Source organism: Mesorhizobium sp. M4B.F.Ca.ET.203.01.1.1 (assembly GCF_004791025.1).
GTDB lineage: Bacteria > Pseudomonadota > Alphaproteobacteria > Rhizobiales > Rhizobiaceae > Mesorhizobium > Mesorhizobium abyssinicae.
Map to the genome: position 1 here is coordinate 59,705 of NZ_SRUO01000020.1, position 25,651 is coordinate 85,355.

At 65.9% G+C, this 25,651-nt stretch carries 23 protein-coding genes; 14 read left to right on the forward strand and 9 right to left on the reverse strand.

All coding sequences use genetic code 11. The annotated features are described in order from the left end of the window. Positions 1-49 precede the first annotated feature (49 nt). Positions 50-1,507, forward strand: a complete 1,458-nt coding sequence (locus tag EN846_RS29305) for an NAD-dependent succinate-semialdehyde dehydrogenase (protein WP_126088724.1) — start codon at positions 50-52, stop codon at positions 1,505-1,507. Between the two features lie 98 nt (positions 1,508-1,605). Then, on the forward strand, positions 1,606-2,634 hold the full coding sequence (locus EN846_RS29310) for an aldose epimerase family protein (RefSeq protein ID WP_127391904.1): 1,029 nt from the start codon (positions 1,606-1,608) through the stop codon (positions 2,632-2,634). A 162-nt stretch (positions 2,635-2,796) separates the two neighbouring features. Here EN846_RS29310 and EN846_RS29315 read toward each other — a convergent pair whose 3' ends face one another. Beyond that, complete coding sequence (locus tag EN846_RS29315; RefSeq protein ID WP_127391903.1) at positions 2,797-3,717, reverse strand: sugar kinase; 921 nt, start codon at positions 3,715-3,717, stop codon at positions 2,797-2,799. Between the two features lie 208 nt (positions 3,718-3,925). Here EN846_RS29315 and EN846_RS29320 point away from each other — a divergent pair, with 208 nt between their 5' ends. After that, positions 3,926-4,369 (forward strand): FixH family protein, encoded by a 444-nt coding sequence (locus tag EN846_RS29320; protein ID WP_127391902.1) that lies wholly within the window; start codon positions 3,926-3,928, stop codon positions 4,367-4,369. A gap of 7 nt (positions 4,370-4,376) precedes the next feature. Further along, positions 4,377-5,585 (forward strand): cytochrome c peroxidase, encoded by a 1,209-nt coding sequence (locus tag EN846_RS29325; RefSeq protein ID WP_127391901.1) that lies wholly within the window; start codon positions 4,377-4,379, stop codon positions 5,583-5,585. A 1-nt stretch (position 5,586) separates the two neighbouring features. Here the strand turns inward: EN846_RS29325 and EN846_RS29330 are convergent, their stop codons facing one another. Continuing rightward, positions 5,587-6,039 carry an Lrp/AsnC ligand binding domain-containing protein gene (locus EN846_RS29330; protein WP_127285682.1) on the reverse strand — a complete coding sequence of 151 codons (453 nt, stop codon included), beginning with the start codon at positions 6,037-6,039 and terminating at the stop codon, positions 5,587-5,589. 163 nt (positions 6,040-6,202) lie between these two features. Between EN846_RS29330 and putA the strand changes: the two genes are divergently transcribed. Continuing rightward, positions 6,203-9,814: a bifunctional proline dehydrogenase/L-glutamate gamma-semialdehyde dehydrogenase PutA gene (gene putA, locus EN846_RS29335; protein ID WP_127391900.1), complete on the forward strand. Its 3,612-nt coding sequence runs from the start codon at positions 6,203-6,205 to the stop codon at positions 9,812-9,814. Between the two features lie 175 nt (positions 9,815-9,989). Here putA and EN846_RS29340 read toward each other — a convergent pair whose 3' ends face one another. The 4 genes from EN846_RS29340 to EN846_RS29355 all read right to left on the reverse strand — a co-directional run bounded on the left by EN846_RS29340 (position 9,990) and on the right by EN846_RS29355 (position 14,037). Beyond that, entirely contained in the window at positions 9,990-10,304 is a 315-nt protein-coding gene (locus tag EN846_RS29340; RefSeq protein WP_127285680.1) for an antibiotic biosynthesis monooxygenase, read from the reverse strand. A gap of 44 nt (positions 10,305-10,348) precedes the next feature. Beyond that, entirely contained in the window at positions 10,349-11,350 is a 1,002-nt protein-coding gene (locus EN846_RS29345) for an energy transducer TonB (protein WP_245509017.1), read from the reverse strand. 102 nt (positions 11,351-11,452) lie between these two features. Beyond that, positions 11,453-11,893: a hypothetical protein gene (locus EN846_RS29350; protein ID WP_127285681.1), complete on the reverse strand. Its 441-nt coding sequence runs from the start codon at positions 11,891-11,893 to the stop codon at positions 11,453-11,455. A gap of 5 nt (positions 11,894-11,898) precedes the next feature. Beyond that, entirely contained in the window at positions 11,899-14,037 is a 2,139-nt protein-coding gene (locus tag EN846_RS29355) for a TonB-dependent hemoglobin/transferrin/lactoferrin family receptor (RefSeq protein WP_245493485.1), read from the reverse strand. A gap of 281 nt (positions 14,038-14,318) precedes the next feature. Here EN846_RS29355 and hemP point away from each other — a divergent pair, with 281 nt between their 5' ends. The 5 genes from hemP to EN846_RS29380 are packed head-to-tail and all read left to right on the forward strand — an operon-like array spanning position 14,319 to position 18,431. Then, positions 14,319-14,525 (forward strand): hemin uptake protein HemP, encoded by a 207-nt coding sequence (gene hemP / locus EN846_RS29360; protein WP_127285965.1) that lies wholly within the window; start codon positions 14,319-14,321, stop codon positions 14,523-14,525. Positions 14,526-14,561: 36 nt separating this feature from the next. After that, a complete protein-coding gene (locus EN846_RS29365; RefSeq protein ID WP_127285964.1) occupies positions 14,562-15,623 on the forward strand; it encodes a hemin-degrading factor in 1,062 nt (353 codons plus the stop codon). A gap of 12 nt (positions 15,624-15,635) precedes the next feature. Then, positions 15,636-16,532: a hemin ABC transporter substrate-binding protein gene (locus EN846_RS29370; RefSeq protein WP_127285963.1), complete on the forward strand. Its 897-nt coding sequence runs from the start codon at positions 15,636-15,638 to the stop codon at positions 16,530-16,532. 2 nt (positions 16,533-16,534) lie between these two features. Next, a complete protein-coding gene (locus tag EN846_RS29375; RefSeq protein ID WP_135858363.1) occupies positions 16,535-17,635 on the forward strand; it encodes an iron ABC transporter permease in 1,101 nt (366 codons plus the stop codon). 7 nt (positions 17,636-17,642) lie between these two features. Further along, a complete protein-coding gene (locus tag EN846_RS29380) occupies positions 17,643-18,431 on the forward strand; it encodes a heme ABC transporter ATP-binding protein (protein WP_127311405.1) in 789 nt (262 codons plus the stop codon). Between the two features lie 13 nt (positions 18,432-18,444). Here EN846_RS29380 and rirA read toward each other — a convergent pair whose 3' ends face one another. Next, complete coding sequence (rirA, locus tag EN846_RS29385; protein ID WP_127285960.1) at positions 18,445-18,906, reverse strand: iron-responsive transcriptional regulator RirA; 462 nt, start codon at positions 18,904-18,906, stop codon at positions 18,445-18,447. 201 nt (positions 18,907-19,107) lie between these two features. On the opposite strand from rirA, the gene EN846_RS29390 reads away from it, so the two are divergent. The 3 genes from EN846_RS29390 to EN846_RS29400 all read left to right on the forward strand — a co-directional run bounded on the left by EN846_RS29390 (position 19,108) and on the right by EN846_RS29400 (position 21,612). Continuing rightward, complete coding sequence (locus tag EN846_RS29390) at positions 19,108-20,403, forward strand: DUF445 domain-containing protein (RefSeq protein ID WP_127285959.1); 1,296 nt, start codon at positions 19,108-19,110, stop codon at positions 20,401-20,403. Between the two features lie 55 nt (positions 20,404-20,458). Then, a complete protein-coding gene (locus EN846_RS29395) occupies positions 20,459-20,887 on the forward strand; it encodes a phasin family protein (protein WP_127311406.1) in 429 nt (142 codons plus the stop codon). Between the two features lie 227 nt (positions 20,888-21,114). Then, on the forward strand, positions 21,115-21,612 hold the full coding sequence (locus EN846_RS29400; RefSeq protein WP_127285957.1) for a MaoC family dehydratase: 498 nt from the start codon (positions 21,115-21,117) through the stop codon (positions 21,610-21,612). Positions 21,613-21,750: 138 nt separating this feature from the next. On the opposite strand, the gene EN846_RS29405 is transcribed toward EN846_RS29400, so the two are convergent. Beyond that, positions 21,751-23,205 (reverse strand): MFS transporter, encoded by a 1,455-nt coding sequence (locus tag EN846_RS29405; protein WP_128346105.1) that lies wholly within the window; start codon positions 23,203-23,205, stop codon positions 21,751-21,753. A 114-nt stretch (positions 23,206-23,319) separates the two neighbouring features. Here EN846_RS29405 and EN846_RS29410 point away from each other — a divergent pair, with 114 nt between their 5' ends. Then, a complete protein-coding gene (locus EN846_RS29410; RefSeq protein ID WP_127394344.1) occupies positions 23,320-24,213 on the forward strand; it encodes a LysR family transcriptional regulator in 894 nt (297 codons plus the stop codon). Positions 24,214-24,219: 6 nt separating this feature from the next. Here EN846_RS29410 and EN846_RS29415 read toward each other — a convergent pair whose 3' ends face one another. Beyond that, positions 24,220-25,638, reverse strand: a complete 1,419-nt coding sequence (locus EN846_RS29415) for a PLP-dependent aminotransferase family protein (protein WP_135858367.1) — start codon at positions 25,636-25,638, stop codon at positions 24,220-24,222. Positions 25,639-25,651: the final 13 nt, after the last annotated feature.

Below are 25,651 nucleotides of genomic sequence, written 5' to 3' on the forward strand. Positions count from 1 at the left end.
CGAATATCCAGAAAAACGGCCGATCAGCGCGCCGAACGGAGGCTAGACCATGCTTCAGAAAACCAGCCATTTCATGCGCCAGGCCAATCTCATCAATGGCGAATGGGTGCAGGCCGACAGCGGCCAGACGGTCGACGTCAACAATCCCGCCACGGGCTTGAAGATCGGCACCGTGCCGAAGGCCGGCAAGGCCGAGACGCGCCGCGCCATCGAGGCCGCAGAGGAAGCATTCAAGAGCTGGCGCAAGACCACCGCGCTCGAGCGCTCGAAGCTCTTGCGCAAGCTGCACGACGCCATGATGGACAATCAGGACGTGCTCGCCGAGCTGTTGACCATCGAGCAGGGCAAGTCGCTGTTTGAATCGAAGGGCGAGATCGGCTCGGCCGCCGCCTACATCCTTTGGTTCGCCGAGGAAGGCCGCCGCACGTATGGCGACATCGTGCCGTCGCCCTGGGGCGACCGCCGGATCCTGGTGACCAAGGAGCCCGTCGGCGTCATCGCCGCCATCACGCCTTGGAATTTCCCGTCCTCGATGCTCGCCCGCAAGCTCGGCCCGGCGCTGGCCGCCGGCTGCACCGCCGTGGTCAAGCCGGCCTCGCAGACGCCGTATTCCGGCCTCGCCTGGGGCGCGCTCGCTGAGGAAGTCGGCTTCCCCAAGGGCGTCATCAACATCCTGACCGGTTCGGCGGCCGAGATCGGCGACGAGATCTGCGCCAATCCGCTGGTCAAGAAGATCACCTTCACCGGCTCGACCGAGATCGGTAAACTTCTGATCCAGAAGTCGTCGGTGACGGTCAAGAAAGTGTCGATGGAGCTCGGCGGCAATGCGCCGTTCATCGTCTTCGACGACGCCGACATCGATCGCGCCGTGGCCGGCGCCATCACCGCCAAATATCGCAATTCGGGCCAGACATGCGTGTGCACCAACCGCTTCCTCGTGCAGGCCGGCGTCTACGACAAGTTCGTCGACAAGCTGGTCGTCGCCAGCAACAATCTGAAGGTCGGGTCCGGTCTGGAAGAGGGCGTGCAGCAGGGACCGCTGATCGACGACAAGGCGGTCGAGAAGGTCGAGGAACTGATCGCCGACGCGACGTCGAAGGGCGGCAAGGTCGTTGCCGGCGGCAAGCGGCACGCGCTCGGCGGCTCGTTCTTCCAGCCGACGGTGATCGCCGATGCGACGCCGAAGATGCGCTTCATGAAGGAAGAGATCTTCGGCCCGGTCGCTCCGGTGTTCAAGTTCGACACCGAGGAAGAGGCGATCGCGCTCGCCAACGACACCGAATTCGGCCTCGCCTGCTATTTCTACACCGGCGATCTCGGCCGCGCCTTCCGGGTCATGGAAGGGCTGAAATACGGCATGGTCGGCGTCAATGAGGGCCTGATCACCACGCCGGAAGCGCCCTTCGGCGGCGTCAAGGAATCCGGCCTCGGCAAGGAAGGCGGACATCAGGGCATCGAGGACTATCTCGACACCAAATATGTGTGTATCGGCGGCCTCGGCCTCTGACAACCAAGCGGAAGAGCAGGCGCAAAGCCTGCCTTTCTTGTATTGCAAACCCGGCCGGGACCGGCCGGGTCAATAGATCAACGAACTGACTTTCGGGCATGACGATGAAGGACGGCGAGGTCTTCGGCACGACGCAGGCGGGCGAACCCGTGCGCCGTTTCACCATTCGTGGCGGCGGCCTCTCCGCCAACATCATCGGGCTTGGCGCGATCATCCAGGACCTGCGGCTCGCCGGCCACGACGCGCCGCTGGTGCTGGGCTACGACCGTTTCGAGCCGTATGAGACGGACCGCGCCTTCTTCGGCGCCGTCGTCGGCCGCTTTGCCAACCGCATTGGCGACGGCCGTTTCACCATCGCCGGCAAGCGCTACCAGACGGAACGAAACTTCCTCGACAAGCACACTCTGCATGGCGGCTCGGAAGGCTATTTCCACCGACCGTGGACGGTCTCGCTCCATGGCCGGGATTTCGTCACGCTGACCTTGCATGACCCGGACGGCACGATGGGCTTTCCCGGCGCGCTCGACGTGACCTGCACCTACCGGCTCAAGATTCCCGGCACGCTCAGCGTCGAACTGACCGCCACGACCTCCGAGGAGCCGACGCTGTGCAATCTCGCGCAGCACTCCTATTTCAACCTCGACGACGGCGGCGCCGGCGATATCCTTGACCATCGGCTGATGCTGAACGCCGGCGCCTACACGCCGGTCGACGGCGAGATGATCCCGACAGGCGTGGTCAAGCCGGTCGACGGCACACCTTTCGACTTCCGCCAGGCGCGTCCGTTGCGCATGGAGAGCGAGGGCGAGCAGCTTCCCTACGATCTCAATTTCTGCCTGGCCTCGGCTCGCGGGCCGTTGCGGCAGGCTGCCTGGGCGCAAGGCGCTTCATCGGGCGTCGAGATGGAGGTCTGGACCACCGAGCCCGGCCTGCAGCTCTATACCGGCCAGTACCTGCAGCCGTCCTCGGCAGGCCTGGACGGACGCCAGTACAAGGCCTTTTCGGGTCTCTGCCTGGAGGCGCAGGTCTGGCCGGACGCGCCGAACCGGCCGTATTTCCCGCAGGCCACGCTGTGGCCGGGGCAGATCTACCATCAGGTCACCGAGTACCGGTTCCGACTGCCTTGAAGGTGCGTTGATATTCAGGTGAAGCCGGCCTGCGAACGCTGGTTTCTGCGCTTCCGGTGCTCACGTGCTGAAGTACGCTCCGCTCCGGTTCTCGAAAACCACCGTTTGGTCGCTTCGCGATCGCCTTCGACTTGGCCCTACCTGAATCTCAATACACCTTAGCTAGTTGCCGAACGCCGCTCTCAGCGTTTCGAACGGCGCCAGCGCGCCGCGCACTTGCACGACCGCGGCGGCGACGCGGTGCGCACGCTCGGCTGCCTCAGCCGGGCCATGGCCGGCCAGCCGAGCTGCGAGGTAGCCGCCGTTGAAGGAATCGCCGGCGCCGGTGGTATCGACCGGGGTGGCGACATGCACGGCCGGTATCGGCTGGCGGGCGCCGTCGACGGCGATCAGCGCCGCGTCCTCGCCATTCTTGACGACGATTTCGCCGACTTGACGGCCAAGCCGGTCGGCAGTCGCCTGCGGCGTCGCGTCGCCAAACAGCATCTGCTCGTCGGGAAAGGTTGGCAGCGCGATATCGGTTACAGCCAACGCTTCGGTGGTTGCCGCCTGCGCCTCCTCGCGGCTGCGCCACAGCCGCGGCCGGTAGTTGGGATCGAAGGCGACGAGCGAACCAGCCGCGCGCGCCTTGGCCACCGCCTTCAGCAATATCTGGCGTCCGGCGTCCTCCAGAATTCCCAAAGTGATTCCGGAAAAATAGACAAGTGCCTGGTTTTCAAGGTTTTTGGCCAGTGCGTCCGGATCCGAAGCCAGTTGCCTGGCGGCGGCGTCGGCGCGCCAGTAGGTGAAGGCGCGTTCGGCGCCGGTCAGCGTGATGGCGTAAAGGCCTGGCCGGGCGCCTGGAATGACAGGGCTTTGGCCGATGCCGATGCCGTTTTCGGCGAGGAAGGCGATCTGCCCTTGCGAGAACGGGTCGTCGCCGAAGGCCGAGACATAAGTCGCCGGCCGCTCGCCGCTCAGCGCATGCAGCGCCCACAGCATGTTGAACGTGTCGCCGGCAAAGCCCATGCGCCAGTTCGGTCCCGCCTGGCCTGACAGTTCGAGCATGCACTCGCCGATCGAGGCGACGCCATTTGCAGCCATCTATCTGTCTCCCGGTGCATGTCGCGCAAAAGTGTCCAGCGTTTTGGGGATGACGACATGCACAAACCAACGAGGTGCTGCTGTAGCTTTTTGCGATGGGTAACGCCATGCTTGGCGGCTGCGGTTTTTTGCGTCAGAAGCGGTTTCCCACAGTCGCGGCGGGATGCGATGCGCCCGCTGGAACGTTGTCTTTGGAGAAGGAACCGGTTTGGCATCCCTATGGCGCTATCTTCTCGCGGGTCTTGGTCTGGCCGCCTTGCTGGCTGGCGTTCTTGCGATCGTGTACCTGACCGCTCCGCAAACGACGCCGGGCCCCGACAGGTCGCGCTCGAAGACGACGGCAAACGGGCTGTTCGTCGCCAGTTTCCAGCCGGAGCGGGGCGGGGTTCGGCAAGGCGAATTGCAGTCCTGGCTGCTGACGCTGAAGACAGTCAAGGGCGATCCGGTGGAGGGAGCGGCGATTGCCGTTTCCGGCGGCATGCCGCAGCACAATCACGGCCTGCCGACCAGCCCGCAGGCGACCGACTATCTGGGCGAAGGGCGCTATCGCATCGATGGGCTGAAATTCACGATGAGCGGCTGGTGGCAGTTGCGCTTTGCCATTTCCGCGGCCGCCGGGTCCGATACGGTCGTCTTCAACATCGTGCTGTGAGCGGTCGATGAGGCGTCTCCTGCTGGTCCTGCCTCTCGTCGCACTGGTCGCCATGGCGTTGCTTGCCGGCTGCGGCAAGCCGCAGTTTTCCGATACCGAGAAGAAGGTCATCGCCTCGCTGGCGCTGAACACGATGCCGCCGCTGAAGCCCGACACCACCAATCGCTTCGCCGAGGTGCCGGCGGCCGCGGCCCTGGGCTCGACGCTGTTCTTCGACCAGGGCATGAGCCGCGACGGCAACGTGTCCTGTTCGACCTGCCACAAGATCGACCGCCAGTTCCAGGACGACCTGCCGCAAGCGGTCGGCATCGGCCGCACCAACCGGCGCACCATGCCGCTGGCCGGCGTGGCGCGCGATCCCTGGTTCTTCTGGGACGGGCGGCGCGACAGCCTGTGGGCGCAGGCGTTGACGCCGCTCGAAAACCCGCTCGAGCATGGCGGAAACCGCGCCGCCTTCGCGCATTACATCAAGAAACGCTTCGGCGAGCGCTACGAGCGCATCTTCGGGCCGCTGCCCGATCTTTCCACTGTGCCCGCCAATGCCAGCCCGCTCGGCACGGATGCCGAGAAGGCGGCCTGGGCCGCCATGCCCGTCAGCCAGGCCGAGGACGTCAACCGCGTCTTTGCCAATATCGGCAAGGCGATCGGCGCTTTCGAGCGGTCGATCGAGCCGCCGCAAACGCGCTTCGACCGTTTCGCCATCGATCTGGCATCTGGCGCCGAGCCACAGGGGGACGACGCCTTGTCGCCCGAGGAGATGCTTGGGCTGAAGCTGTTCATCGGCAAGGCCAATTGCGTGACCTGCCACAATGGTCCGCGTTTCACCGACAACTCTTTCCACAACACCGGCGTGCCGCCGGTCAAGGACCTGCCGCCGGATCGCGGCCGCATCGATGCCGTAGTGCAGGTCGAGGCCGACCCGTTCAACTGCTTAGGCAAGTTCCGCGACGGCGACGACAACGCGTGCCGTGAGCTGCGCTTCATGGTGAAGGGCGGGCCGGACCTGGTGCGCGCCTACAAGACGCCGTCGCTCCGAGGGGCCGCTGCCCGCGCGCCCTACATGCATGCCGGGCAGTTCTCGTCGCTCGAAGAGGTGGTCGAGCATTATTCGAAGGCGCCGGCGAGCGTCGAAGGTGTTTCCGAGGTCCACCCGGTCGAGCTTTCCGACCGCGAGCGCGCGGCGCTGGTGGCGTTCCTGAAGACGCTGTCGGAATGAGCTAGCGATCCTTGACCGTCTCCATCGCCACGAAGGTGGAAGTCTGGGCAACATGGGGGAGCGCCGAAATGCGTTCCCCCAGCACGCGGCGATAGGCGGCGATGTCGGTGGTGCGGACCTTCAACAGGTAGTCGAAGCTCGACGCCATCATATGGCATTGCTCGATCTCGGGGACTGCCTGCACGGATCGATTGAAGGCGTCGAGCGCGGCCGAGCGGGTGTCCGACAATTTCACCTGGACGAACGCGACGTGGCCTTCTCCCATGCGCTCGCGATCGATGATCGCCTGGTAACCCCTGATGTAACCGTCCTTCTCCAGGCGCTTGACGCGCGCCTGTACCGGCGTCTTCGACAGGCCGACCTTGCCGGCCAGCTCAGACATGGAAAGCCGCCCGTCGCGCGCCAGCGCCGACAGGATGTTGCGGTCAATGCGGTCCAATTGGTCTTCTGTCATCGAATTGGCAATCGAATTGGCAAGAATACTGGGCAAATCATAGTCCAATCGAACCGGAATGTCGATTTCTTTGGACCGACTGAAAACGGCAATTGTGCTAGCTTGCGCCATTCGGTCCGGTGACCGCCGGCCCGCTCCCTCAAGCTCGCTCGATAGGACAGCCATGCCCGCGCTCGATGCCATCCGCCAGCAGATCCGTGCCAATTATTTGCCCGACGAAGACGCCGCGGTGAAGCGGCTCGCCGATGGAGCGGGGCTTTCGGCGGATGACCGCAAGGCGATCTCGGCCCGCGCGGCCGATCTGGTGCGCGCGGTGCGCGGCTCGACCGATCCGAGGCTGATGGAGGTTTTCCTCTCCGCCTACGGCCTGTCGACCAAGGAAGGTGTCGCGCTGATGTGCCTTGCCGAGGCGCTGCTGCGCGTGCCCGACACCGAGACGATGGACGATCTCATCGCCGACAAGATCGCGCCGCACGACTGGTCGGCGCATTCGGGCGGCTCGAGCTCGATCTTCGTCAACGCCTCGACCTGGGCGCTGATGCTGACCGGGCGCGTGCTGGACGAAGGTGAGGGCGGCATCGAGGGCACGCTGCGGGCCATGGTGCGCCGGCTGGGCGAACCCGTGATCCGTAAGGCGGTGGCAGCCGCCATGCGCGAAATGGGCGAGCAGTTCGTGCTCGGCCGCACCATCGCTGAGGCCGTCAAGCGTGGCCGGCCGATGACGCAGAAGGGCTATCTTTATTCCTTCGACATGCTGGGCGAGGCGGCCCGCACCGAGGCCGACGCGCTGCGCTACCACAAGGCCTATGCCGACGCGATCTCCTCACTCGATTCCGGTTCCAACGGGCCGGACATCCGCAACAACCACGGCATTTCGGTCAAGCTTTCGGCGCTGCATCCGCGCTACGAAGTGGCGCAGAAGGAGACAATGCTGCCGGTGATGGCCGAGCGGCTGCTGTCGCTGGCGCTGGCGGCGCGGCATTCGCGCATGGGGCTCAACATCGACGCCGAGGAGGCGGATCGCCTCGATCTGTCGCTCGACGTCATCGAGCGCGTGCTGGCCGAGCCGGAGCTTGCCGGCTGGAACGGTTTCGGCGTGGTGGTGCAAGCGTATGGGCCACGCGCGGCCTTCGTCATCGACTGGCTCTACCAGCTGGCCAAAAAGTACGACCGCACCATCATGGTGCGGCTGGTCAAGGGCGCCTATTGGGACACCGAGATCAAGCGGGCGCAGACGCTGGGGCTCGCCGGCTATCCGGTCTTCACCCGCAAGGTCAACACTGACGTCTCCTACATGGCCTGCGCGAAGAAGCTGCTGTCGATGACCGACCGCATCTATCCGCAGTTCGCCACCCACAACGCCCATACGGTTGCCGCCATCCTGTCGATGGCCAAGGATCGCGATTCCTTCGAGTTCCAGCGCCTGCACGGCATGGGCGAGGCGCTGCACGAGACCGTGCGCCAGGCCGAAGGCGCGCGCTGCCGCATCTATGCGCCGGTCGGCGCCCATTCCGACTTGCTCGCCTATCTGGTGCGCCGTCTGCTGGAAAACGGCGCCAACTCGTCCTTCGTGCACCAGCTCACCGACGAGGAGGTCGAGCCGGAAGACATCGCCCGCGACCCGCTGGAAACGGTCGAGACGCAGGGGCCCGCCGCCAATCCGGCGATCGCCCGTCCCGCCGGGATCTTCGGCGCCGGCCGCCGCAATTCCAGGGGCGTCGACATCACAGATCCGGTGACGCTGGCGGCGATCGACAAGGCCAAGGCCGAGTTCGCCGGATCGAACCGCTGGCACGCCAAGCCGATCACGCGCGCCGCCGGCTACGGCAAGGAACGCCCGGTGGTCAATCCGGCGAAGCCCGACGAGGTTGTCGGCACCATCCACGAGGCGGCCGCCAAGCAGGTCGCCACTGCCGTGCGCATCGCCGTCGAAGCGCAGCCGGCCTGGGCCAAGCGCCCGGTCGCCGAGCGCGCGGCGATCCTGAACCGCGCCGCCGACCTCTATGAGGCCAACGCGGCCGAGTTCTTTGCGCTCGCCACCCGCGAGGCCGGCAAGTCGCTGGCCGACGGCGTCGCCGAGGTGCGCGAGGCGGTCGATTTCCTGCGCTACTACGCCGCCGAGGCCGCCAATGCGGAAACGGGCACCGAGGCGCGCGGCGCGATCGTCTGCATCTCGCCGTGGAATTTCCCGCTCGCCATCTTCACCGGCCAGATCGCGGCAGCCCTCGTCACCGGCAATTCGGTCATAGCCAAGCCGGCAGAACAGACGCCGCTGATTGCCTTCCGCGCCGTCGAGATGCTGCGCGAGGCGGGCGTGCCGGAAGACATCATCCAGCTTCTGCCCGGCGACGGTCCCTCGGTCGGCGCGCCGCTGACGGCCGACCCGCGTATCGCCGGCGTCTGCTTCACCGGCTCGACCGAGGTCGCCAAGCTGATCGAGAAGCAACTCGCCGAGACCGCCGCGCCCGACGCCATGCTGATCGCCGAGACCGGCGGGCTTAACGCCATGATCGTCGATTCCACCGCGCTGCCCGAGCAGGCGGTGCGCGACATCCTCGCCTCCGCCTTCCAGAGCGCCGGCCAGCGCTGCTCGGCGCTGCGCGTGCTCTACGTGCAGAAGGACGTCGAGAAGAAGATGCTGGAGATGCTGAAGGGCGCGATGGAGGCGCTCCACCTCGGCGATCCCTGGCTGATCTCGACCGATGTCGGCCCGGTCATCGATGACGAGGCGCAAGCGTCGATCCGCGACTATTGCACCAGGATGGGCCTGCAGGGCCGGCTGATTGCCAAGCTCGAGGCGCCGAAGGGCGGCCGCTTCGTCGCGCCGCATGTCTTCCGCGTCAAAGGCATCGAGGAAATGGAGCGCGAGGTGTTCGGCCCGGTGCTGCATGTCGCCAGCTTCGACGCCGACGAGATCGACGCCGTCATCGCCGCCATCAACCGCAAGGGCTATGGCCTGACCTTCGGCCTGCACACACGCATCGAAGGCCGCGTCCAGCATTTCGTCGACGGCATCCATGCCGGCAACATCTATGTCAACCGCAACCAGATCGGCGCCGTGGTCGGCTCGCAGCCGTTCGGCGGCGAGGGGCTTTCGGGCACGGGACCGAAGGCCGGCGGGCCGCATTACCTGCGGCGCTTCCGCAAGGGGCCGGAGGCGGGCACGCATGTCGCCGAGGGCCACAAGGTGACGGCAACCGAACTTGCCGACAATCTGCCCGATCCGACGCTCGGCGGCTGGTCGACGCGGCCCGACCGCGTGGCAATCCTGCGGAAGCATCTGCGCGGCAAGGGCGCGGCGGCCATCGGCGCGGCGGCAAGTATCGATTTTGGTCAGGTCGATCTGCCAGGCCCGACGGGGGAGGCCAACACGCTGTCGTTGGCGCCGCGCGGTCGCGTGCTTTGCCTTGGACCGGATACCGACACGCTGCTGGCGCAGGCGATCCAGGCGCTCGCCGCCGGCAACGCCGTGCTCGCGGTGGCGCCGGGCGCGCCGGCGGCGCTGTCGGCGCTGACCGGCAAGGGCCTGCCGATCGCGGCCATAGACGGAAGGCCCGACCCGGTCGAGGCGCGCGCGCTGCGGGTCGACGTCGTCGCCTTCTCCGGCACGCCGGAGGCGGCACGCGTCGTGCGCAAGGTCATCGCCGAGCGCGCCGGCCCGATCGTGCCGTTGGTCAGCGAGGTGCTCAACCCGGCGGCCTACGCGCATGAGCGCGCCGTCTGCGTCGACACCACGGCGGCGGGCGGAAACGCCAGCCTGCTGGCTGCTGCCTAGGGTGTGTTGATATTCAGGTGAGGCCGGCCTGCAAATGGCGGCTTCCTGCGCCTCCGGTGCTCACGTGCTTCAAGTACGCTCCGCTCCGGTTGTCGGAAGCCACCATTTTCAACTCGGCCTGACCTGAATCTCGACACACCCTTACCGTCAACCGAGATTGACCGCGCGCCAGCGGCTACGCCCCCTCGACAACCGAGAACCCTTCGAACTGGGGATGACCGAGATAGTGAACCTTCGAGGTGCCGGCGTTGCGATGGGCGGCGCGGAAGTTTTCCGACTTCGTCCAGGCGACGAAATCCTCGTGGCTGGCCCAAACCGTGTGCGAGGCGAACAGCGTGTAGCCCTCGTTCTCGTTGACCGGACCGCGCAGCAGGTGGAATTCCCTGAAGCCTTTCATGTCGGAGAGGCTGGAATCGCGGTTCTTCCAGACATCCTCGAAGGCGTCTTCCGAGCCGTTCTGGACCTTGAAGCGGTTCATGGCGATGTACATTGGCTATTCCTTTGGCGATGTATGGTGGGTGGTTTCGAAGCCGATCAGTACGGACCGATTGGGGCTCTGAACCGCCAGCTCGAAATTCCGATCTCCGGCGGAATGGGAGGGAAGGGTGACTGCTGGCGCACCAGGTTCAACGCGAACTGATCGAGTTCGGGTGAACCTGAACTTTTGGCGAGCTCAAGGTCCGTGACGCGGCCATTCGCCAACACCACAAAGCTCACCGTGGCATTGTTGAGAGCCTTGGCCTGCGCCGACTTTGAAACAAGACGATTGGCTTTCGCCAGCTTGCTGGCGATCTCGCCACTGTAGCGCGATCTCGCCGCTTCGCCGTTCGCTGCCTTGGCCTTGCCCTTGCTGGCGATCGACGCCTTGATCTCTTGCCCGTCCGCCGTGCCGCGCGCGTCGGCCATCTTGCTTACAGCGCCCGAACCGTCGGCAGGGCTCGGCCTCGGGGTCGGGACGGGCGGCTGCCCGGAAAAAGCCGGTTCAGGCTCGGAGCTTTCGTCCTGGATCGCGGAAGTCACCGGCTGCTCATCCGCCTGCGCCGGGCTGTGAAGGTTGTCTCGCGGCGTTCCGGCGATCAAAATGTCAGGTGCCGGGTCTGGCTTTTCGACGGTTTCCTTCGCAGGTGCTGGCGCTGCCGACTCTCGTTGTGCCTGGGGAGCCGGAGTTGGCGCCGGCTTCACTGCCGGCGTCGTCGGTGGTTTCGGGGTTGGCACCAGCGCGACGTTGACCGCGCCCGGCATTTGTCCATCCGAGGCGCTGCCGACGACGTTGGCGCCTGATTGATCGGCGCCCTCCGCCTGCATGGCGTCCTGAAAACTAAGGGTTGTCGCCGGCGCAATCATCAAGGCCGCCGCCAGCGCCGCATGAAGGGTGCCGGACGCGCCGATCGTCGCGATCCAATTGAGGTTCCTTTCCGGCGGCCGCGCGCCCGCACGCGGCTCGCCTGGTGTTGCCGTCAACTCGCTGCTGAGGTCGGAAATTTCACTGATGTCCTGCATGGCGCGGTACGGAAGCTGCCGCGACCAGTCCGGCATTGTCAAATCAAGATCGCTTGCCGCGAGCGGCGCGAAGCCGATGCCGGCCGAGGCCAGGCAAGGGCGTCTCGCGCGAGTGACGGCTCTATTCCCACCGTTGCATCAGACTCCGAAAGCGATGCCGGTCTTGGTCGAGGTCTTCAGGCCGCGCATGCAGCCGGCCGGCTTGACGCCAGCGCCGGCGCATTCGGCCGCGCTGTTGATCAGCACGCGGCTGACCTTGGCGCAGTCGGTGCCGGCAAGATCGAAGCGCGTCACCTTGGTCTTGCCCGCTGGCAGGTCCTTGAAGTCAAGCACGGTCAAGCGGTCGACGACGCCGGCCTCGTTGAACAGAGCGATCTCGAAGGCGGCCTTCGACAGGTCGGCGCCGAGCGCGTTGTTGACCACGAAAGTCAGCCGGCAGCCCTTATCGGAGGGCTGCGCGGCATTAAGCTCGAGGCTGAGTTGAGGGGCCGGTGCGGACTGGGCCCACGCCGGCGCCGCCGCAAGCGACATCGCCAGCGTCGAGGCCAGCAGACGAAGCGATGCCGTCAAGCTTGTCATGGTCGTCAGCCCCCAAAGCGCATGGTCGCCCCCAGCTTCAGCGTGATGCCGGGTTCGTAGAGGACAGCCGTCGTGCCGCCGTTCAGCGGGTTGGTGTATTTGACGTCGAACAGGTTGTCGGCGCGGAAGTCGACCTTGAGATTGTCGGTCGCCTGGTAGCTGGCGAAGGCGTTGACCAGCGTATAGTCCTTGGCCACGGAGTTGCCCTTGGGCTTGCCGTTGTACTGCACCTCGCCGCCGACGGTCAGCTTGTCTTCGAGGAAGCGAAGGCCGAGCTGCGCGGTGACCTGGGAGGAGGGGATGGTGGCAAGGTCGGCACGCACGCCCTTGTAGGAAATCGTGTGGCCGTCGATGACAGAGGCCGAGAGCCCGGCATAACCCCAACCGGCGTCGTAGACGCTTTCCAGCTCGAAGCCGTTGATTTTGGCCTTGGCGAAGTTCTGGTACTGGAAGCAGATCGGGATGCCCGGGCCGAACGGGCAGCCGCTGGTCGGGTCGAATGCCGACAGCACGACGCCGTCAATGTAGTCGTCGACATTGTTGTTGAAATAGGCGGCCTTGAGCCGCAGCGCGTCGCCGGCTTCGAAGATGTCGTTCTGCTTGAAGTTGACGCCGAATTCGACCGTCTTGCCGGTTTCGGGCCGCAGGTTGGGGTTGGGCAGGAACGGGAAGCTGACGCCGGCCGGATGGTTGCCGCTGATCAGCGTCTCCGTCAGCGAGGGCGAGCGGTAGCCTTCGGCGTAGGTGCCATAGAACTGCAGGCCAGACAGGCTGGCGCTTTCGAAGGGCGAGACGCCGACGGTGATGCGCGGCGACAGCCTGTCGCCGGATGTCTCGTTATCCGAATCCTTCAGCCTGTAGCTGTCGTAACGCAGGCCGGTGATCACCTCGAGCCACTCCCAGGTCAGTTTGTCCTGGATGTAGGCGCCGGAGACGTTGCGCTTGCCGGACGGCGTGTAGAAGCTGTCGCCGCCGGCGGTACCGCCCGTCTCGACATTGTCGCCGACCCAGTCGCCGCCATAGGTCAGCTCGTGCGCGACGCCGGCGGTCTCGAAGCGCGACGTGTTCCAGATATCGATGCCGGTTGTGCCGACATCGAAGGTCGAGGTCGACCCCGCAGGCAACACGACGGGAAGACCGGTTTCCGGATCGAACCGGTTTTGCGCGACAAGGCTGGTCAGATCGAGGTTGGTCTTGTTGTAGGAGGCGTTGATGTGGAGATCGAGCCAGCTCCTGGAGTCGTCGGTGATGTTGTAGCGGGCTGTAAAAGTGTTCGACTTCAGGTCGACATCGTTGGCCGGCACGCCGCTGCTGGTCTCCGTCCAGCCGTCGCTGGAGCCGACCCAGCCGAGTTTCAACTCGCTGTTCTCGGTCGGGCGGATCGTGGTCTTGAGCAGGCCGCTCAGCACGTCGAAGCCGGTGCCGCCGACAGTGTCGCCGCCGCCATTCTTGTAGTCGTCATAGTCGCGGTAGACGATGTTGCCGAGCACATCCCAGTTCTCGTTGAAGCGGTAGGCGCCGGTGGCGCTGGTGGTCCAGCCCTTGCCGTTGCTTTCATAACGGCCGGTGAGCGCGCTAGCCCAGCTTTCCTCCGGCTTGAGGAAATCCTCGGCATCCTTGGTGTCGAAGAAGACGACGCCGCCGATGGCGCCGGAGCCATAGGTGTTGGCGACCGGACCGCGGATCACGTCGACGGATTTGATGAGTTCAGGGTCGACGTAGAAGGTCGACTGCGTGCCATGATCGGAGCGCTGGAAATCCTGCCTGGCGCCGTCGATGATGACCGCGACGCGGCCGAAATCCTGCAGGCCGCGGATGTTGATGCTGGAGCTGACGCGGCGCGCGTCGGCCTGCACGGTCACCCCCGGCACGCCGAGCAGCATCTCGTTCGGCGTCGTCGCCATGCGGCGGTCGAGCTGCTCGCGGTCGACATGGCTGGCCGAGGCGAGCGACTGGATCGCCGTCTCGCCGGTGCGGCTGAGCACCAGGATCTTGTCGAGCAGCGTCGCCTCGGCCGGCTTCGTCTCTTCCGTCTTCTTTGCAGGATCGGCCTGCTGGTCGCTTGCAGCCTGGGCTGTCTGCTGCGCGCTTGCCGGCGGAGTCAGGATCGCGATCGCCGCCGCGCCGGCCAGAAGCGCGGCCATTCCCCTTGCCATAGACCGTTGCGCCGAGCCCGCGTTCTCATCCGCCAGACCCAGCCTTTGCCAATTCGCCAACCCCATGCCCCAACTCCAGATTACAGGTTCGCTGCTGGCTGGCCCGAGGGCTCGCTGGCATTTTTCATCACATCCGGCGCGTTAAATGTTGACTCATTTACTCCGGTATTGCACTGGTTATAAAACATGATTATTCGAGTCAAGAAATGAATCGGCATTTTATGCAGACGTCCGGCCAGGTGGCCGGCACAGGGAAAGGACCGACCCAGATGAACACGCACAACGCAAACGATTTCCGCTATCGCGTCCGTCGTTCCGAAGACGTTGCCACCCGTTTCGACAGCGTTCCGCTGGCGGTGAGGACGCTCTCCAGCAACACGCTTTTCCAAGGCGAGCACGAGATCGGCATCGAGCACCATGGCGCGCTCTATCGGTTGAAGATCACCCGCCAGGGCAAGCTGATCCTCAACAAGTGAGCAGCAACCGACGACAGGCTGAAGGCAGGGGAAGACATGGACCAGCGCGTGAAACCCACACCGCATGAAATCCGGCGGGCGCGGGAAGACAATCCGAAAGCGCGCGAGCGCGACCTTGCCGCCGAGCTCGGCATCTCGGAAGCTGAGCTCGTCGCGGCCCATAGCGGGCAGGGCGTCGTGCGGGTCGAGCCGCGCGTCAACGATTTGCTGACCGGCCTCGAAGCTGTCGGCGAGGTGATGGCGCTGACCCGCAACGAGAGCGCCGTTCACGAGAAGATCGGCGTCTACGACAAGGTCGTCACCGGCAATCACAACGCCATGGTGCTCGGCGAGAACATCGACCTGCGCATCTTCCCGAAAGTCTGGGCGCATGGCTTTGCCGTCGAGAAGCGCGACGGCGGCGACATCCGCCGCAGCCTGCAGTTCTTCGATGCTTCGGGCGAGGCGGTGCACAAGGTGCATCTGAGGCCCGCCTCGAACCTCTACGCCTACCAGAAGCTGGTGGCGGAACTGGAATCGTCGAACCAGGAGCCGATCGTTTCCGTGTCGGCAAGCGCGAGCGAGGAGGAGCCGGAAGTCGAGGGGCAGGCGGCCAGCATCGACGACCTGCGCGACCGGTGGAGCAGGCTCACCGACGTGCATCAGTTCTTCGGCATGCTGAAGACGCTGAAGCTCAGCCGCCGCCAGGCGGTGCGCATGGTCGGCCAGGATTATGCCTGGCTGCTCGACAAGGATGCCGTAGCCGCCATGTTCCATCACGCCGCCGAAGGCGCGATGCCGATCATGTGCTTCGTCGGAAACCGCGGCTGCATCCAGATCCATTCCGGTCCGATCAAGGCGGTCAAGCCGATGGGGCCGTGGATCAACGTGCTGGACGAGACGTTCCACCTGCACTTCAGGAACGACCACATCCATGAGGTCTGGGCCGTGCGCAAGCCGACCAAGGACGGCCATGTCACCTCGCTCGAAGCCTATGGCGCCGACGGCAAGATGATCATCCAGTTCTTCGGCAAGCGCCACGAAGGCGAGGGCGAGCGCGACGACTGGCGGTTCCTCGCCGAGAACCTGCCGCGCATCCCAAGCCCGACCGCTGCCTGAGGAGGATGAACCATGGTTTCCTTCCCCAGTCTGTCGCGACCGAACCTTGCTCCGGCAATCGGACTTTCGCTTCTTCTTGCCGTCCTGCCGGTTCGAGCCGAGGAAGCCGCGACCGTCTTCGCCGACACGTCGAAGATCGTCGCCATCGGCGGCTCGATCACCGAGATCGTCTACGCGCTCGGCGAAGAGGACCACCTCGTCGCGCGCGACTCGACCAGCCGCTATCCGGAAGCCGCACTCAAGCTGCCGGACGTCGGCTATATGCGCCAGCTGTCGCCGGAAGGCGTGCTGTCGGTCAATCCGTCGGGGATATTGGCCCTGCACGGCAGCGGCCCGAAGGAAGCGGTCGACGTTCTGAGGAAGTCGAGCGTTCCCTTCATCGAGCTGCCCGAGCACTACACCCATGACGGAATCCTCGAAAAAATCCGCCTCGTCGGCAAGGCGCTCGGCGTCGATGCCAAGGCGGACAGGCTGGCGGCCAAGGTCGACGCCGGACTGAAGGCCGCCGAGAAGCAGACGGCCTCGATCAAGGAGCGCAAACGCATCCTGTTCGTGCTGTCGACACAGGGCGGCAAGATCCTTGCCGCCGGCAGCGACACCGCCGCCGACGGCATCGTCAGGCTGGCCGGCGGCGTCAACGCGGTCGAGCGCTTCTCCGGCTACAAACAGCTGTCGGACGAGGCGATCGTCACCGCCAAGCCGGACGTCATCCTGATGATGGACAATGCCGGACCGGCGGTGTCCGACGACGAGCTGTTCTCGAATCCGTCGATTGCCTCGACGCCGGCCGGCCTCGCCCGCAAGGTCATCCGCATGGATGGCGGCTATCTGCTCGGCTTCGGACCGCGCACGGCAGAAGCCATCCACGACCTTGCCGTTTCGCTCTATGGCGGCCAGGTCACGGACTGATCATGGCGGGTCAATCGATCGCCGGCGCGGCGGGCAGGATGACGGTGGCCGAGGGCGACCGTTCGGCGCGCGCTCGTCTCGTCATACTCTCTCTGTGCCTGGCGCTTGCCGTCTCGGTGCTGCTGTCGCTGACATCGGGCGCCTCCGACGCCTCGGCCGTCGGCGTCGTTCGTGACTGGCTCACCGGTGCGGTGCCCGGCGACGCGGTATTGAGCGCCCGCGACCGGCTGATCGTCTACGACATCCGCTTGCCGCGCGCCCTGCTCGGCGTGCTGATCGGCGCCGCACTCGCCGTGTCGGGGGCGGTGATGCAGGGATTGTTCCGCAATCCGCTCGCCGACCCCGGCCTGATCGGCGTCTCGGCCGGTTCCAGCCTTGGCGCCGTCGCCGTCATCGTGCTTGGCTCGACGTGGCTGGCGCCGCTCACCTCGGCCCTCGGCACGCTGGCGCTGCCGCTGGCGGCCTTCACTGGCGGGCTGGCGGTGACGCTGCTGCTCTATCGCGTTGCGACCAGGCATGGCCGCACCTCGGTCGCCAGCATGCTGCTCGCCGGCCTTGCGCTCGCTGCGCTTGCCATGGCGCTGACCGGGATCCTGATCTTCATGGCCGACGATCGGCAGTTGCGCGACCTGACCTTCTGGCAGCTCGGCTCGCTCGCCGGCGCGACCTGGCAGAAGATCGGCTCCGTCGGGCCGGTCATCGTTCTGGCCCTCTCGGCGATGCCGTTCCTGGCGCGCGGCCTCAACGCGCTGGCGCTGGGCGAAGCGACGGCGGGCCATTTGGGCATTCCGGTGCAGCGGCTGAAATACACGGCGATCGTCGGTGTCTCGGCGGCGGTTGGTGCCTCCGTCGCCGTCAGCGGCGGCATCGGCTTCGTCGGCATCGTCGTACCGCATCTGCTGCGCCTGCTGATCGGCCCGGACAACCGCTATCTGCTGCCGGCGTCGGCCTTGCTCGGCGGCTCGCTCTTGCTGCTGGCCGATGCGGTCGCCCGCACCATCGTCGCGCCCGCCGAACTGCCGATCGGCATCGTTACGGCGGTCGCCGGCGCGCCGTTCTTCCTGTGGATCCTGCTGCGCAAGCGCGGCGTGATCGACCTGTGAGGCTGGCATGATCGAAGCGCGCGATGTTTCGGTGGCGATCTGCGGCAAGCGCATCGTCACCCACGTCGATTTCGCCGCGCGGCCGGGCGAGATCGCGGCCATTGTCGGACCCAACGGTTCGGGCAAGACGACATTCCTCAAGGCGCTGTCGGGCGAGCTTGCCTATACGGGCGGCATTGCGCTGAACGGCTGCGACCTCAAGGCGATGAAGCCGGTTGAGGCGGCGACCTATCGCGCCGTGCTGCCGCAAGCGACGACATTGTCCTTTCCGTTCACGGTGCGCGAGATCGTCAGGCTCGGCCTTGTCGGCGGACGCTCCGGCGTGCTGCCCGGCGAGAACGCGCGGCTGCCTGAGCGGGCGCTGGCGCGCGTCGATCTCGACGGCTTTGCCGGACGATTCTACCAGGAGCTTTCAGGCGGCGAGCAGCAGCGCGTGCAGCTTGCCCGCGTGCTCTGCCAGGTCTGGGCGCCGGTGCTCGACGGCAAGCCACGCTACCTGTTCCTCGACGAGCCGGTGTCCAGCCTCGACGTCAAGCACCAACTGATCATCATGGACATTGCCCGCGACTTCGCCAGGCGCGGCGGCGGCGTCGTCGCCATCCTGCACGATCTCAACCTGACCGCCATGTATGCAGACCGCATCCACGTCATGCATCGCGGCCGGCTCGCCGCCGCGGGCGCGCCGCAGCACGTGCTGACCGACGAACTGATCGAGAAGGTGTTCGATTGCCGGTTGAAAGTTGGCGTGCTGCCGGCAGCCAATATGCCGTTCGTTTTGCCGCAATCGGCGGCCTAGCCGCCGGCTGCAATCAGGCGGCCGGGGCCCGCTGCTCCAGCATGTCGATGCCGAGCAGATGGCGCACATTCGGGCGCGCCGCAACAAGGTCGGCGATCGTGTAGCGCGACAGCACGGCAAAGAAGGCGTTGAGCGCCTCGCGCAGCGCTGAGTTCAGCGCGCAGCTGTCAACCAGCGGGCATTCGACCGCGTCGTTCTCGAAGCATTCGGCCATGGCGAAGCTCTCTTCGGTCACCCGCACGACGTCGAACAGGCTGATCTGTTCGGCCGGACGGCCGAGCCTGACGCCGCCATTCCTGCCACGCACCGTCTCGACCAGGCCGTTCTCCACCAGCGGCTGCAGGATTTTGAACAGGAACAGCTCCGACACCGAATAGGCGGCGGCGATCTCGGGGATGCGACTCAGCCGTTCGGTATTGGCGGCGCAATACATCAGGATGCGCATGGCATAGTTGGTCTGGCGCGTCAGCCGCATTTCGTCCTCTTGAACCAGTAGCTTGGGCTCAATATGGCCTATACCTTGGAACAATTCCAGACTGGCAGCGCACGATAGATGAATAAACGCGTCAACTTTATGTGCATGGTGGCGCAAATCGTGAGCGTGGGTAGCGTGCCGCGGGCATTTGGCCTTCAGCGTCCCTAGATAAGTCGCAACATCGATCAGGAGCGGCTCACAATGTCACAAGCGGCCCCGGCCATGAACCATGTCCGATTCGACACCGACGCCGCTGCCAAGCTTGCGGCGCTGAGGCGAACCAAGTTCGTGGCGACCGCGGCGCTGGCGCTCTGCGTTCTGGTCTTTGCGCTCGCCAAGTCGTTCGAGGGCACCTATCCGTGGCTCGGCTTCGTCGCCGCCTTCGCCGAGGCGGCGACCATCGGCGGGCTGGCCGACTGGTATGCGGTGGTGGCGCTGTTCAGGCGCCCGCTCGGCCTGCCGATCCCGCACACGGCCATCATCCCGGAAAACCAGAACCGCATCGCCGACAATCTCGGCCGCTTTATCGAGGTCAATTTCCTGGCGCCGGAGCCGGTGCGCGAAAAGCTGGCCGAGGTCGATTTCTCCGCCTTGGTCGCCGACTGGCTGGCCGATGCGGAGCGCGCCGCCGGCCTGTCGCGCTTTGTCGCCCGCCTTGTGCCGCAGACGCTTGCCGCCGTCGAACAATCCGGCCTGCGCGGCTTCGTCACCAGCCGCATGATGGATGAGGTCGAGAAGGTGCCGCTGGCGCCGCTTGCCGCCGAGCTCCTGTCGGCGCTCACCGACGACCGCCGCCACCAGAAACTGTTCGACGAGTTCACCAGGGTGATCGGCCGGTTCCTCAACGACGAGGAGGCGCTCTCCGCCATGCGCGAGAAGATCCGCGAGGAATTGCCGTCGCTGTTCAACCTGTTTCGCGCCGACGCCTATCTCCTGAAGAAGATCGTGGCCTCGGCAGGCACGCTGCTCGAGGAGGTGCGGGCCGATCCCGACCACCCGATGCGGGCAGAGTTCGACCGTTTCGCGAGGACTTTCATCGAACGGCTGAGGACGTCGAAGCAATATGCCAGGCGGGCCGAGCAGTTGAAGCGCGATTTCCTGGAGCAGCCGGAGATGAAGGCGCTGGCCGGCGGCATGTGGGAAAGCCTGCGGCAGTTCATCGAGCAGGACGCTCAGGCGGAGAACTCCCTGATCCGCGCCCACTTGGCCAACATGTTCGTCGAGGTCGGCCGCCATCTGGCCAGCGACGCGCGGATCAGGGCCGACATGAACCAGGGGTTCGTGGTGGCGCTGTCGTCCTTCGTCGAAAGCCAGAAGAGCGGCGTGTCGAAATTCATCGCCGACCAGGTCAAGCGCTGGGATCTCGGCCAGCTCACCCGGCTGATCGAGATGAACATCGGCAGGGACCTGCAATATATCCGCTTCAACGGCATGGTCATCGGCGGCCTTGCTGGCATCGTGCTCTACACGGCCGAGCGGTTGTTCCTCGTCAATTGACGCAAGCGTAGCGTGCTCTATTCTTCCTGGCGGGAGTAGATTGGGGAGCAGAGATATGGCGAAGCAACCGGAATCCGACTCGTTCCTGGACATGTTCAGCAGATTCGGCCGCGACCTGAAGGTGCCGAATGTCGATGTCGAGGCGATAATCAGCCACCACCGCAAGAATCTGGAAGCACTCGAAAAATCGGCCAGGGCCGGCGCGGCCGGCGCGTCCTCGTTGCTCAGCCGGCAACGCGAGATGATGCAGGACGCGTTGCGCGAGATCACCGATCTGGCGCAGAATTATCGGGCGCCCGGCAATCCGCAGGAGTTGATGGCGAGGCAAGCGGAGTTCGCGCGCAAATCCTTCGAGACGGCGCTGAAGAATGCCGGCGAGGTGGCTGAAATGGCCAGGAAATCCGGCACCGAATCCATCGAGATCCTGCGCGAGCGGATCAAGGACGCGATGGCGGAGATCCGCGCCGGCTACGACAAGAAGTGACGCTTCCCACCGGCGTCGCTGGTGCTGCCTGCCAGGTACCCTCGCGCTTCCGGGAGCGGCTAGGTCGCGGGCGTTGAGGGGCAATGCTGCCTTCCGGCGGCATTGTGGACGAACTGCCACCCATGGCAGCAAAACGCTGCCTGTCGGAACCGAATTGCCAGGCGGCGAATTGACAGTGGGCTCCGCTTCGTGATCGGGAGACAGGCAAAGCGATCGGGAAAGCAGGAATGACGGAAACACGGCCGAGGACGCCGCCGACCTTCGAGCAGTTGAGGACGATGGCCGGGCAGGAAGTCGGCGTGTCGGAGTGGACGACGGTCGACCAGCATCGCATCGACCAGTTCGCCGAATGCACTGGCGACCATCAATGGATCCATGTCGACCCTGAAAGGGCAAAACGGCAGAGTCCGTTCCGCACCACGATCGCGCATGGCTATCTGACGCTGTCGATCATCGGCGCGTTGGCGCTCGACATGGGCATCGTGCCCGAAAACACCCAGGCCGCCTTCAATTACGGCTTCGACAAGGTGCGTTTCCTGGCGCCGGTCCGGGTCGGCTCGCGCATCAGGTTGCGCACGACGCTGCTGTCCATGGAGGACAGGGGCCCCGGCCAGTATCTGATGAAGGCCGCCAATACGGTCGAAATCGAAGGCGAGCAGAAGCCGGCCTTGACCGCCGAGACACTGGTTATGCTGTACGAGCGCCGCAAGCGGGCAGGGGCCTAGAGCTGTTTGGAATTCTACTCTGGCGGCCATCTGATGGCGTTTTGTGCGCTTCCGGTGGTCACAGGCCCAAACGTCCGCTGCGCTCCGGTTCTCGAAGCCACCACCATATGGTTCGCCAGAGCGAATTTCGAAACAGCTCTAGGCCTCGGCCCGCTCCTTGCTTCTCGTAGCCGCCCGCCGGCAGAACACGCCAAGGCCGAGCGCAAACAGCGCAAGCGCCATCGCGAACCGGAACGTGACCTGCATTCCGAGCAGGGTTGCCGATGGGGTCGCTGAATCTGCTCCAGCAGATGCCGCGGCGAATATGGCGCCCATCAGCGATGCGCCGGTGATCAGGCCGAGATTGCGCGACAGGTTGACGAGGCCGGAGACGACGCCGCGCTGGTCGGCGGTCGCGGCCCCCATCACCGCGGCGTTATTCGCGGTCTGGAACAGGGCGTAGCCGCCGCTCAGCGCCAGGACCGGGACGACGTAGCCGGGAATGCCGAACGCGATCCGGATCGACGAGAGGGCAAACGTGCCGAGAACGAGCGAGGCCAGGCCGGCTATCATCGTCGGCTGGGCACCGAAGCGGTCGACCAGCCGCCCCGCCGGCACCGCAGCCAGCGTCGCGACCAACGGTGCCGTGGACATTACCAGCCCGACGGTGGCGGGGTCGAGGCCCAGCGCTCTGGAGAGGTAGAACGGCGCGACCACCAACTGGCCCATCACCACGGTCGAGACGACGACGCTCATGGCGAGGCTTGCGGTCAGCATGCGGTCGCCGAATGCAGCCAGGCGGACGAGCGGCGTTTCGACCTTCAATTCCGTCACGATGAACAAGGCGACGCCAAGGGCGGCAACGACAAGCAGGGCGAGATTGAGCAGACCAACGCTGCCCTTGCCCAGTGTCATGGCCAGCGCGTAGGCGGCCAGCGTCAGGCCGAGCAGAACCGTCCCGAGCGTATCGAAAGCGCTTCGTCCCGGCCCGGACCTGCCGTCCTTGGGCAGCGCGCGCCAGGCAAGCGCGAAAGCCAGCATGCCGAGCGGCACATTGACCAGGAACATCGCCCGCCAGCCGGCGCCGGCGATCAGCAGTCCGCCGAGCGAGGGGCCAAGCATGGTGCCGATCGACGACATGGCGCCGAGCAGGCCCATGGCGCTGCCGGTCCTGGCCTTAGGGACGGTGCCGGCGACGAAGGCCAGCGTCAGCGCCATCATCACGGCCGCGCCAAGGCCTTGCGCGGCCCGCGCCGCGATCAACAGCCCAAGCGTCGGCGCCAGCGCGCAGAGCGCCGAGGCGATCGTGAACAGGGCGATGCCGGCGAGCAGGAGCGGACGGCGGCCGACAATGTCGGCCAGCCGCCCGGCGCTGACGATCATGGTGGTGATGGCAAGCAGATAGGCCAGCACCACCCATTGCACGGACTGGAACGAGGCGCCGAACGCCTGCATCAGCGATGGCAGGCCGACGCTGGCGATGCTGGTGCCGAGAGAGGACAACAGCGTGGCAAGCGACAGGCTGGCCAGCGCCCAGCGAACGGACCGCGTGGGCGTCGCAGCGCCGTCAATCCAATTGCTTTCGGTTCCAACTTTTTCCGCGACGTTCGCCATGGCTTGCTCCTTTGCTTCGGCCTGGTCGTACGCCCCTCGCTGACATGGCGAAAGACGCAGCATTTGCATCTTATTCATGCATGCGACGCCATATATCCGTGCTATGATCCGGCGATGCCGTCACCCGATCTCAACCTGCTGGCCGCCCTGGATGTCCTGCTCAACGAAGGCAGCGTGGCGCGCGCCGCGCAAAGGCTGCGCCTCAGCCCGTCGGCGATGAGCCGCACGCTGGCGCGCCTGCGCGAGGCGACGGGCGATCCGCTGCTGGTCCGCGCCGGCCGGGGCCTTGTGCCGACGCCGCGCGCGCAGGAATTGCGGCTGCAGGTGGGCCGCGTGGTCGAAGACGGGGAAGCGTTGCTGCGCCCGGCCGGGCTGCTCGACCTGCAAGGCCTCGACCGGACGTTTACGCTGCGCACCAACGAAAGCTTCGTCGAGGAGTTCGGGCCGCGGCTTGTCGCCCGCGCCGGAGCGGAGGCTGCCAATGTGCGGCTGCGCTTCGCGCCGAAGTCCGACAAGGACGTAGCGTCGCTGCGCGACGCGACCATCGATCTGGAGATCGGCGTAGCCGGCGAGACCGGACCCGAGGTCCGCATTCAGACGCTCTTTCGCGACCGTTTCGTCGGTGCGGCGCGGTCCGGCCATCCGCTAAGCCTGGGCCCCGTCACGCCGGCGCGCTTCGCGGCCGGGCGCCACATCAGCGTTTCCCGGCGCGGCCGCGAGAGAGGGCCGATTGACCAGGCCCTGGAACAGCTCGGACTGCGCCGGACTGTGGTGTGCATGGTGTCCAGCTTCTCGGCGACCCTCGCCATGGCCCGCGCGTCCGACCTGATCGCCAGCGTGCCCGAGCGGCATACGGAAGGCGCGCGCGCCGGCATGTTCAGCTTTCCCCTGCCGGTCGCGACAGCGGAGGTGACGATCTCCATGCTCTGGCATCCGCGCCTCGACGCCGATCCGGCGCAACGCTGGCTGCGCGATTGCGTGCGCGCGGTCTGCGCCGCTTCCGGCTGAGCGGAATTACGCTGACATCGCCGCTTCGAGCGCCGTGAAGATGCGTTCGTCAGCCGACTGGGCGACATTGAAGCGCAGGAAGCGGCTGGCTGTTCCGGACAGGCTGAACGCATTGCCGGGTGCCAGCACCACACTGTCGGCCAGTGCGCGGCGAGCGACCTCCGCCGCATCCAGGCCCTCCGGCAGGCTGCACCACAGGAACAGGCCGGCCGGCTGCTCGATCCACGGCGTGATGCCGATCGGCTTCAGGCGGGCACTCGTTTCGGCCATGGCGCGCGCAAGCCGGATGCGCAACGCCTCGACATGCTTGCGGTAGCTGCCGTCCTTCAGCAGGGTCAGCACCAGTTCGGCCGCCAGCCTGCCGCCGCCGAAGGTCGTGGCGATCTTGAGGTCGATGAGCTGCTCGATCCAGTCGCGGGGCGCCGCGATGAAGCCGCAGCGCACCGAGGCCGACAGCGTCTTGGAGAAGCTGCCGATCTGGACGACGCGGTTGAGGCCATCGAACGCCGCCAGGCGAGGGGCCGGGCTGTGCTCGAAATCGGCGAAGATGTCGTCCTCGACGATGGTGAGGTCCGCCTGGTCGGAGAGCTTGAGCAGCCGGTGGGCGGTGACCGGCGACAGGATCGCGCCGGTCGGATTGTGGATGCCGGAGTTGGTGATGTAGAGGCGCGGCCGGTGCTCGGCCAGCGCCGCGGCGAACAGGTCGATGTCCGGCCCAGATGGCGTGTAGGGCACGCTGACCACCTTGGCGCGGTGGGCGCGCAGAAGCGCGTGAAAATTGAAATAGCAGGGGTCGTCGACCAGAACGGTATCGCCGGGCTCGATCAGGAAGCGGCACAGGAGATCGATGGCCTGGGTGCCCGATTCCGTCAGCATGATCTGTTCGGGCGCGGCTTCGATCCCATGCCCTGCCATGCGCCGCGCCAGCAACTGTCGCAGCGGCGGCAGGCCGAGCGGCGTGCCGTAATCGGCAAGCGCGACATCATCGGCGCGCGCCGCCGTGCGCAGCGCCCGGCGCAGGGCGGCTTGCGGCATCCATGCGGCCGGCAGCCAGCCGCAGCCGGGTTTCAGCACCTCGTCGCCGGCTTCCAGCGACTGGCGCGAGACCCAGAGCGGATCGACCTCGCGGTCGAGACGGGGGCCGATCTCGGCCAGCGACAAAGGCGCCAGCTGGCCGGCGGCGTAGAAGCCCGAGCCAGGGCGCGAGCGGATGGTGCCTTCCGCGGCGAGCCGATCATAGGCCTCGACGACGGTGGATTTCGAAACCCGCATGGATTTGGCGAGGGCGCGGATCGAGGGCAGCCGCGCCCCCGGCGTCAGGCTGCGGGCAGCGATCCGCTGGCGGATGGTCGCCATGACAGTTTCGACAAGCGTGGTGGCGGCAAAAGTGCGCGCTGCGTCGGCTTCCAGAGCGAGTTCGGTCATCTGTATTGCTCAA

What these genes read in the sequence shown, in the direction of transcription:
- EN846_RS29305 (WP_126088724.1), top strand. Translation starts at nt 50, where the DNA reads ATGCTTCAGAAAACCAGCCATTTCATGCGCCAGGCCAATCTCATCAAT.
- EN846_RS29310 (WP_127391904.1), top strand. Translation starts at nt 1,606, where the DNA reads ATGACGATGAAGGACGGCGAGGTCTTCGGCACGACGCAGGCGGGCGAA.
- EN846_RS29315 (WP_127391903.1), bottom strand. Translation starts at nt 3,717, where the DNA reads ATGGCTGCAAATGGCGTCGCCTCGATCGGCGAGTGCATGCTCGAACTG.
- EN846_RS29325 (WP_127391901.1), top strand. Translation starts at nt 4,377, where the DNA reads ATGAGGCGTCTCCTGCTGGTCCTGCCTCTCGTCGCACTGGTCGCCATG.
- EN846_RS29330 (WP_127285682.1), bottom strand. Translation starts at nt 6,039, where the DNA reads ATGACAGAAGACCAATTGGACCGCATTGACCGCAACATCCTGTCGGCG.
- putA (WP_127391900.1), top strand. Translation starts at nt 6,203, where the DNA reads ATGCCCGCGCTCGATGCCATCCGCCAGCAGATCCGTGCCAATTATTTG.
- EN846_RS29340 (WP_127285680.1), bottom strand. Translation starts at nt 10,304, where the DNA reads ATGTACATCGCCATGAACCGCTTCAAGGTCCAGAACGGCTCGGAAGAC.
- EN846_RS29345 (WP_245509017.1), bottom strand. Translation starts at nt 11,350, where the DNA reads ATGCCGGACTGGTCGCGGCAGCTTCCGTACCGCGCCATGCAGGACATC.
- EN846_RS29350 (WP_127285681.1), bottom strand. Translation starts at nt 11,893, where the DNA reads ATGACAAGCTTGACGGCATCGCTTCGTCTGCTGGCCTCGACGCTGGCG.
- EN846_RS29355 (WP_245493485.1), bottom strand. Translation starts at nt 14,037, where the DNA reads ATGGCCGCGCTTCTGGCCGGCGCGGCGGCGATCGCGATCCTGACTCCG.
- hemP (WP_127285965.1), top strand. Translation starts at nt 14,319, where the DNA reads ATGAACACGCACAACGCAAACGATTTCCGCTATCGCGTCCGTCGTTCC.
- EN846_RS29365 (WP_127285964.1), top strand. Translation starts at nt 14,562, where the DNA reads ATGGACCAGCGCGTGAAACCCACACCGCATGAAATCCGGCGGGCGCGG.
- EN846_RS29370 (WP_127285963.1), top strand. Translation starts at nt 15,636, where the DNA reads ATGGTTTCCTTCCCCAGTCTGTCGCGACCGAACCTTGCTCCGGCAATC.
- EN846_RS29375 (WP_135858363.1), top strand. Translation starts at nt 16,535, where the DNA reads ATGGCGGGTCAATCGATCGCCGGCGCGGCGGGCAGGATGACGGTGGCC.
- EN846_RS29380 (WP_127311405.1), top strand. Translation starts at nt 17,643, where the DNA reads ATGATCGAAGCGCGCGATGTTTCGGTGGCGATCTGCGGCAAGCGCATC.
- rirA (WP_127285960.1), bottom strand. Translation starts at nt 18,906, where the DNA reads ATGCGGCTGACGCGCCAGACCAACTATGCCATGCGCATCCTGATGTAT.
- EN846_RS29390 (WP_127285959.1), top strand. Translation starts at nt 19,108, where the DNA reads ATGTCACAAGCGGCCCCGGCCATGAACCATGTCCGATTCGACACCGAC.
- EN846_RS29395 (WP_127311406.1), top strand. Translation starts at nt 20,459, where the DNA reads ATGGCGAAGCAACCGGAATCCGACTCGTTCCTGGACATGTTCAGCAGA.
- EN846_RS29400 (WP_127285957.1), top strand. Translation starts at nt 21,115, where the DNA reads ATGACGGAAACACGGCCGAGGACGCCGCCGACCTTCGAGCAGTTGAGG.
- EN846_RS29405 (WP_128346105.1), bottom strand. Translation starts at nt 23,205, where the DNA reads ATGGCGAACGTCGCGGAAAAAGTTGGAACCGAAAGCAATTGGATTGAC.
- EN846_RS29410 (WP_127394344.1), top strand. Translation starts at nt 23,320, where the DNA reads ATGCCGTCACCCGATCTCAACCTGCTGGCCGCCCTGGATGTCCTGCTC.
- EN846_RS29415 (WP_135858367.1), bottom strand. Translation starts at nt 25,638, where the DNA reads ATGACCGAACTCGCTCTGGAAGCCGACGCAGCGCGCACTTTTGCCGCC.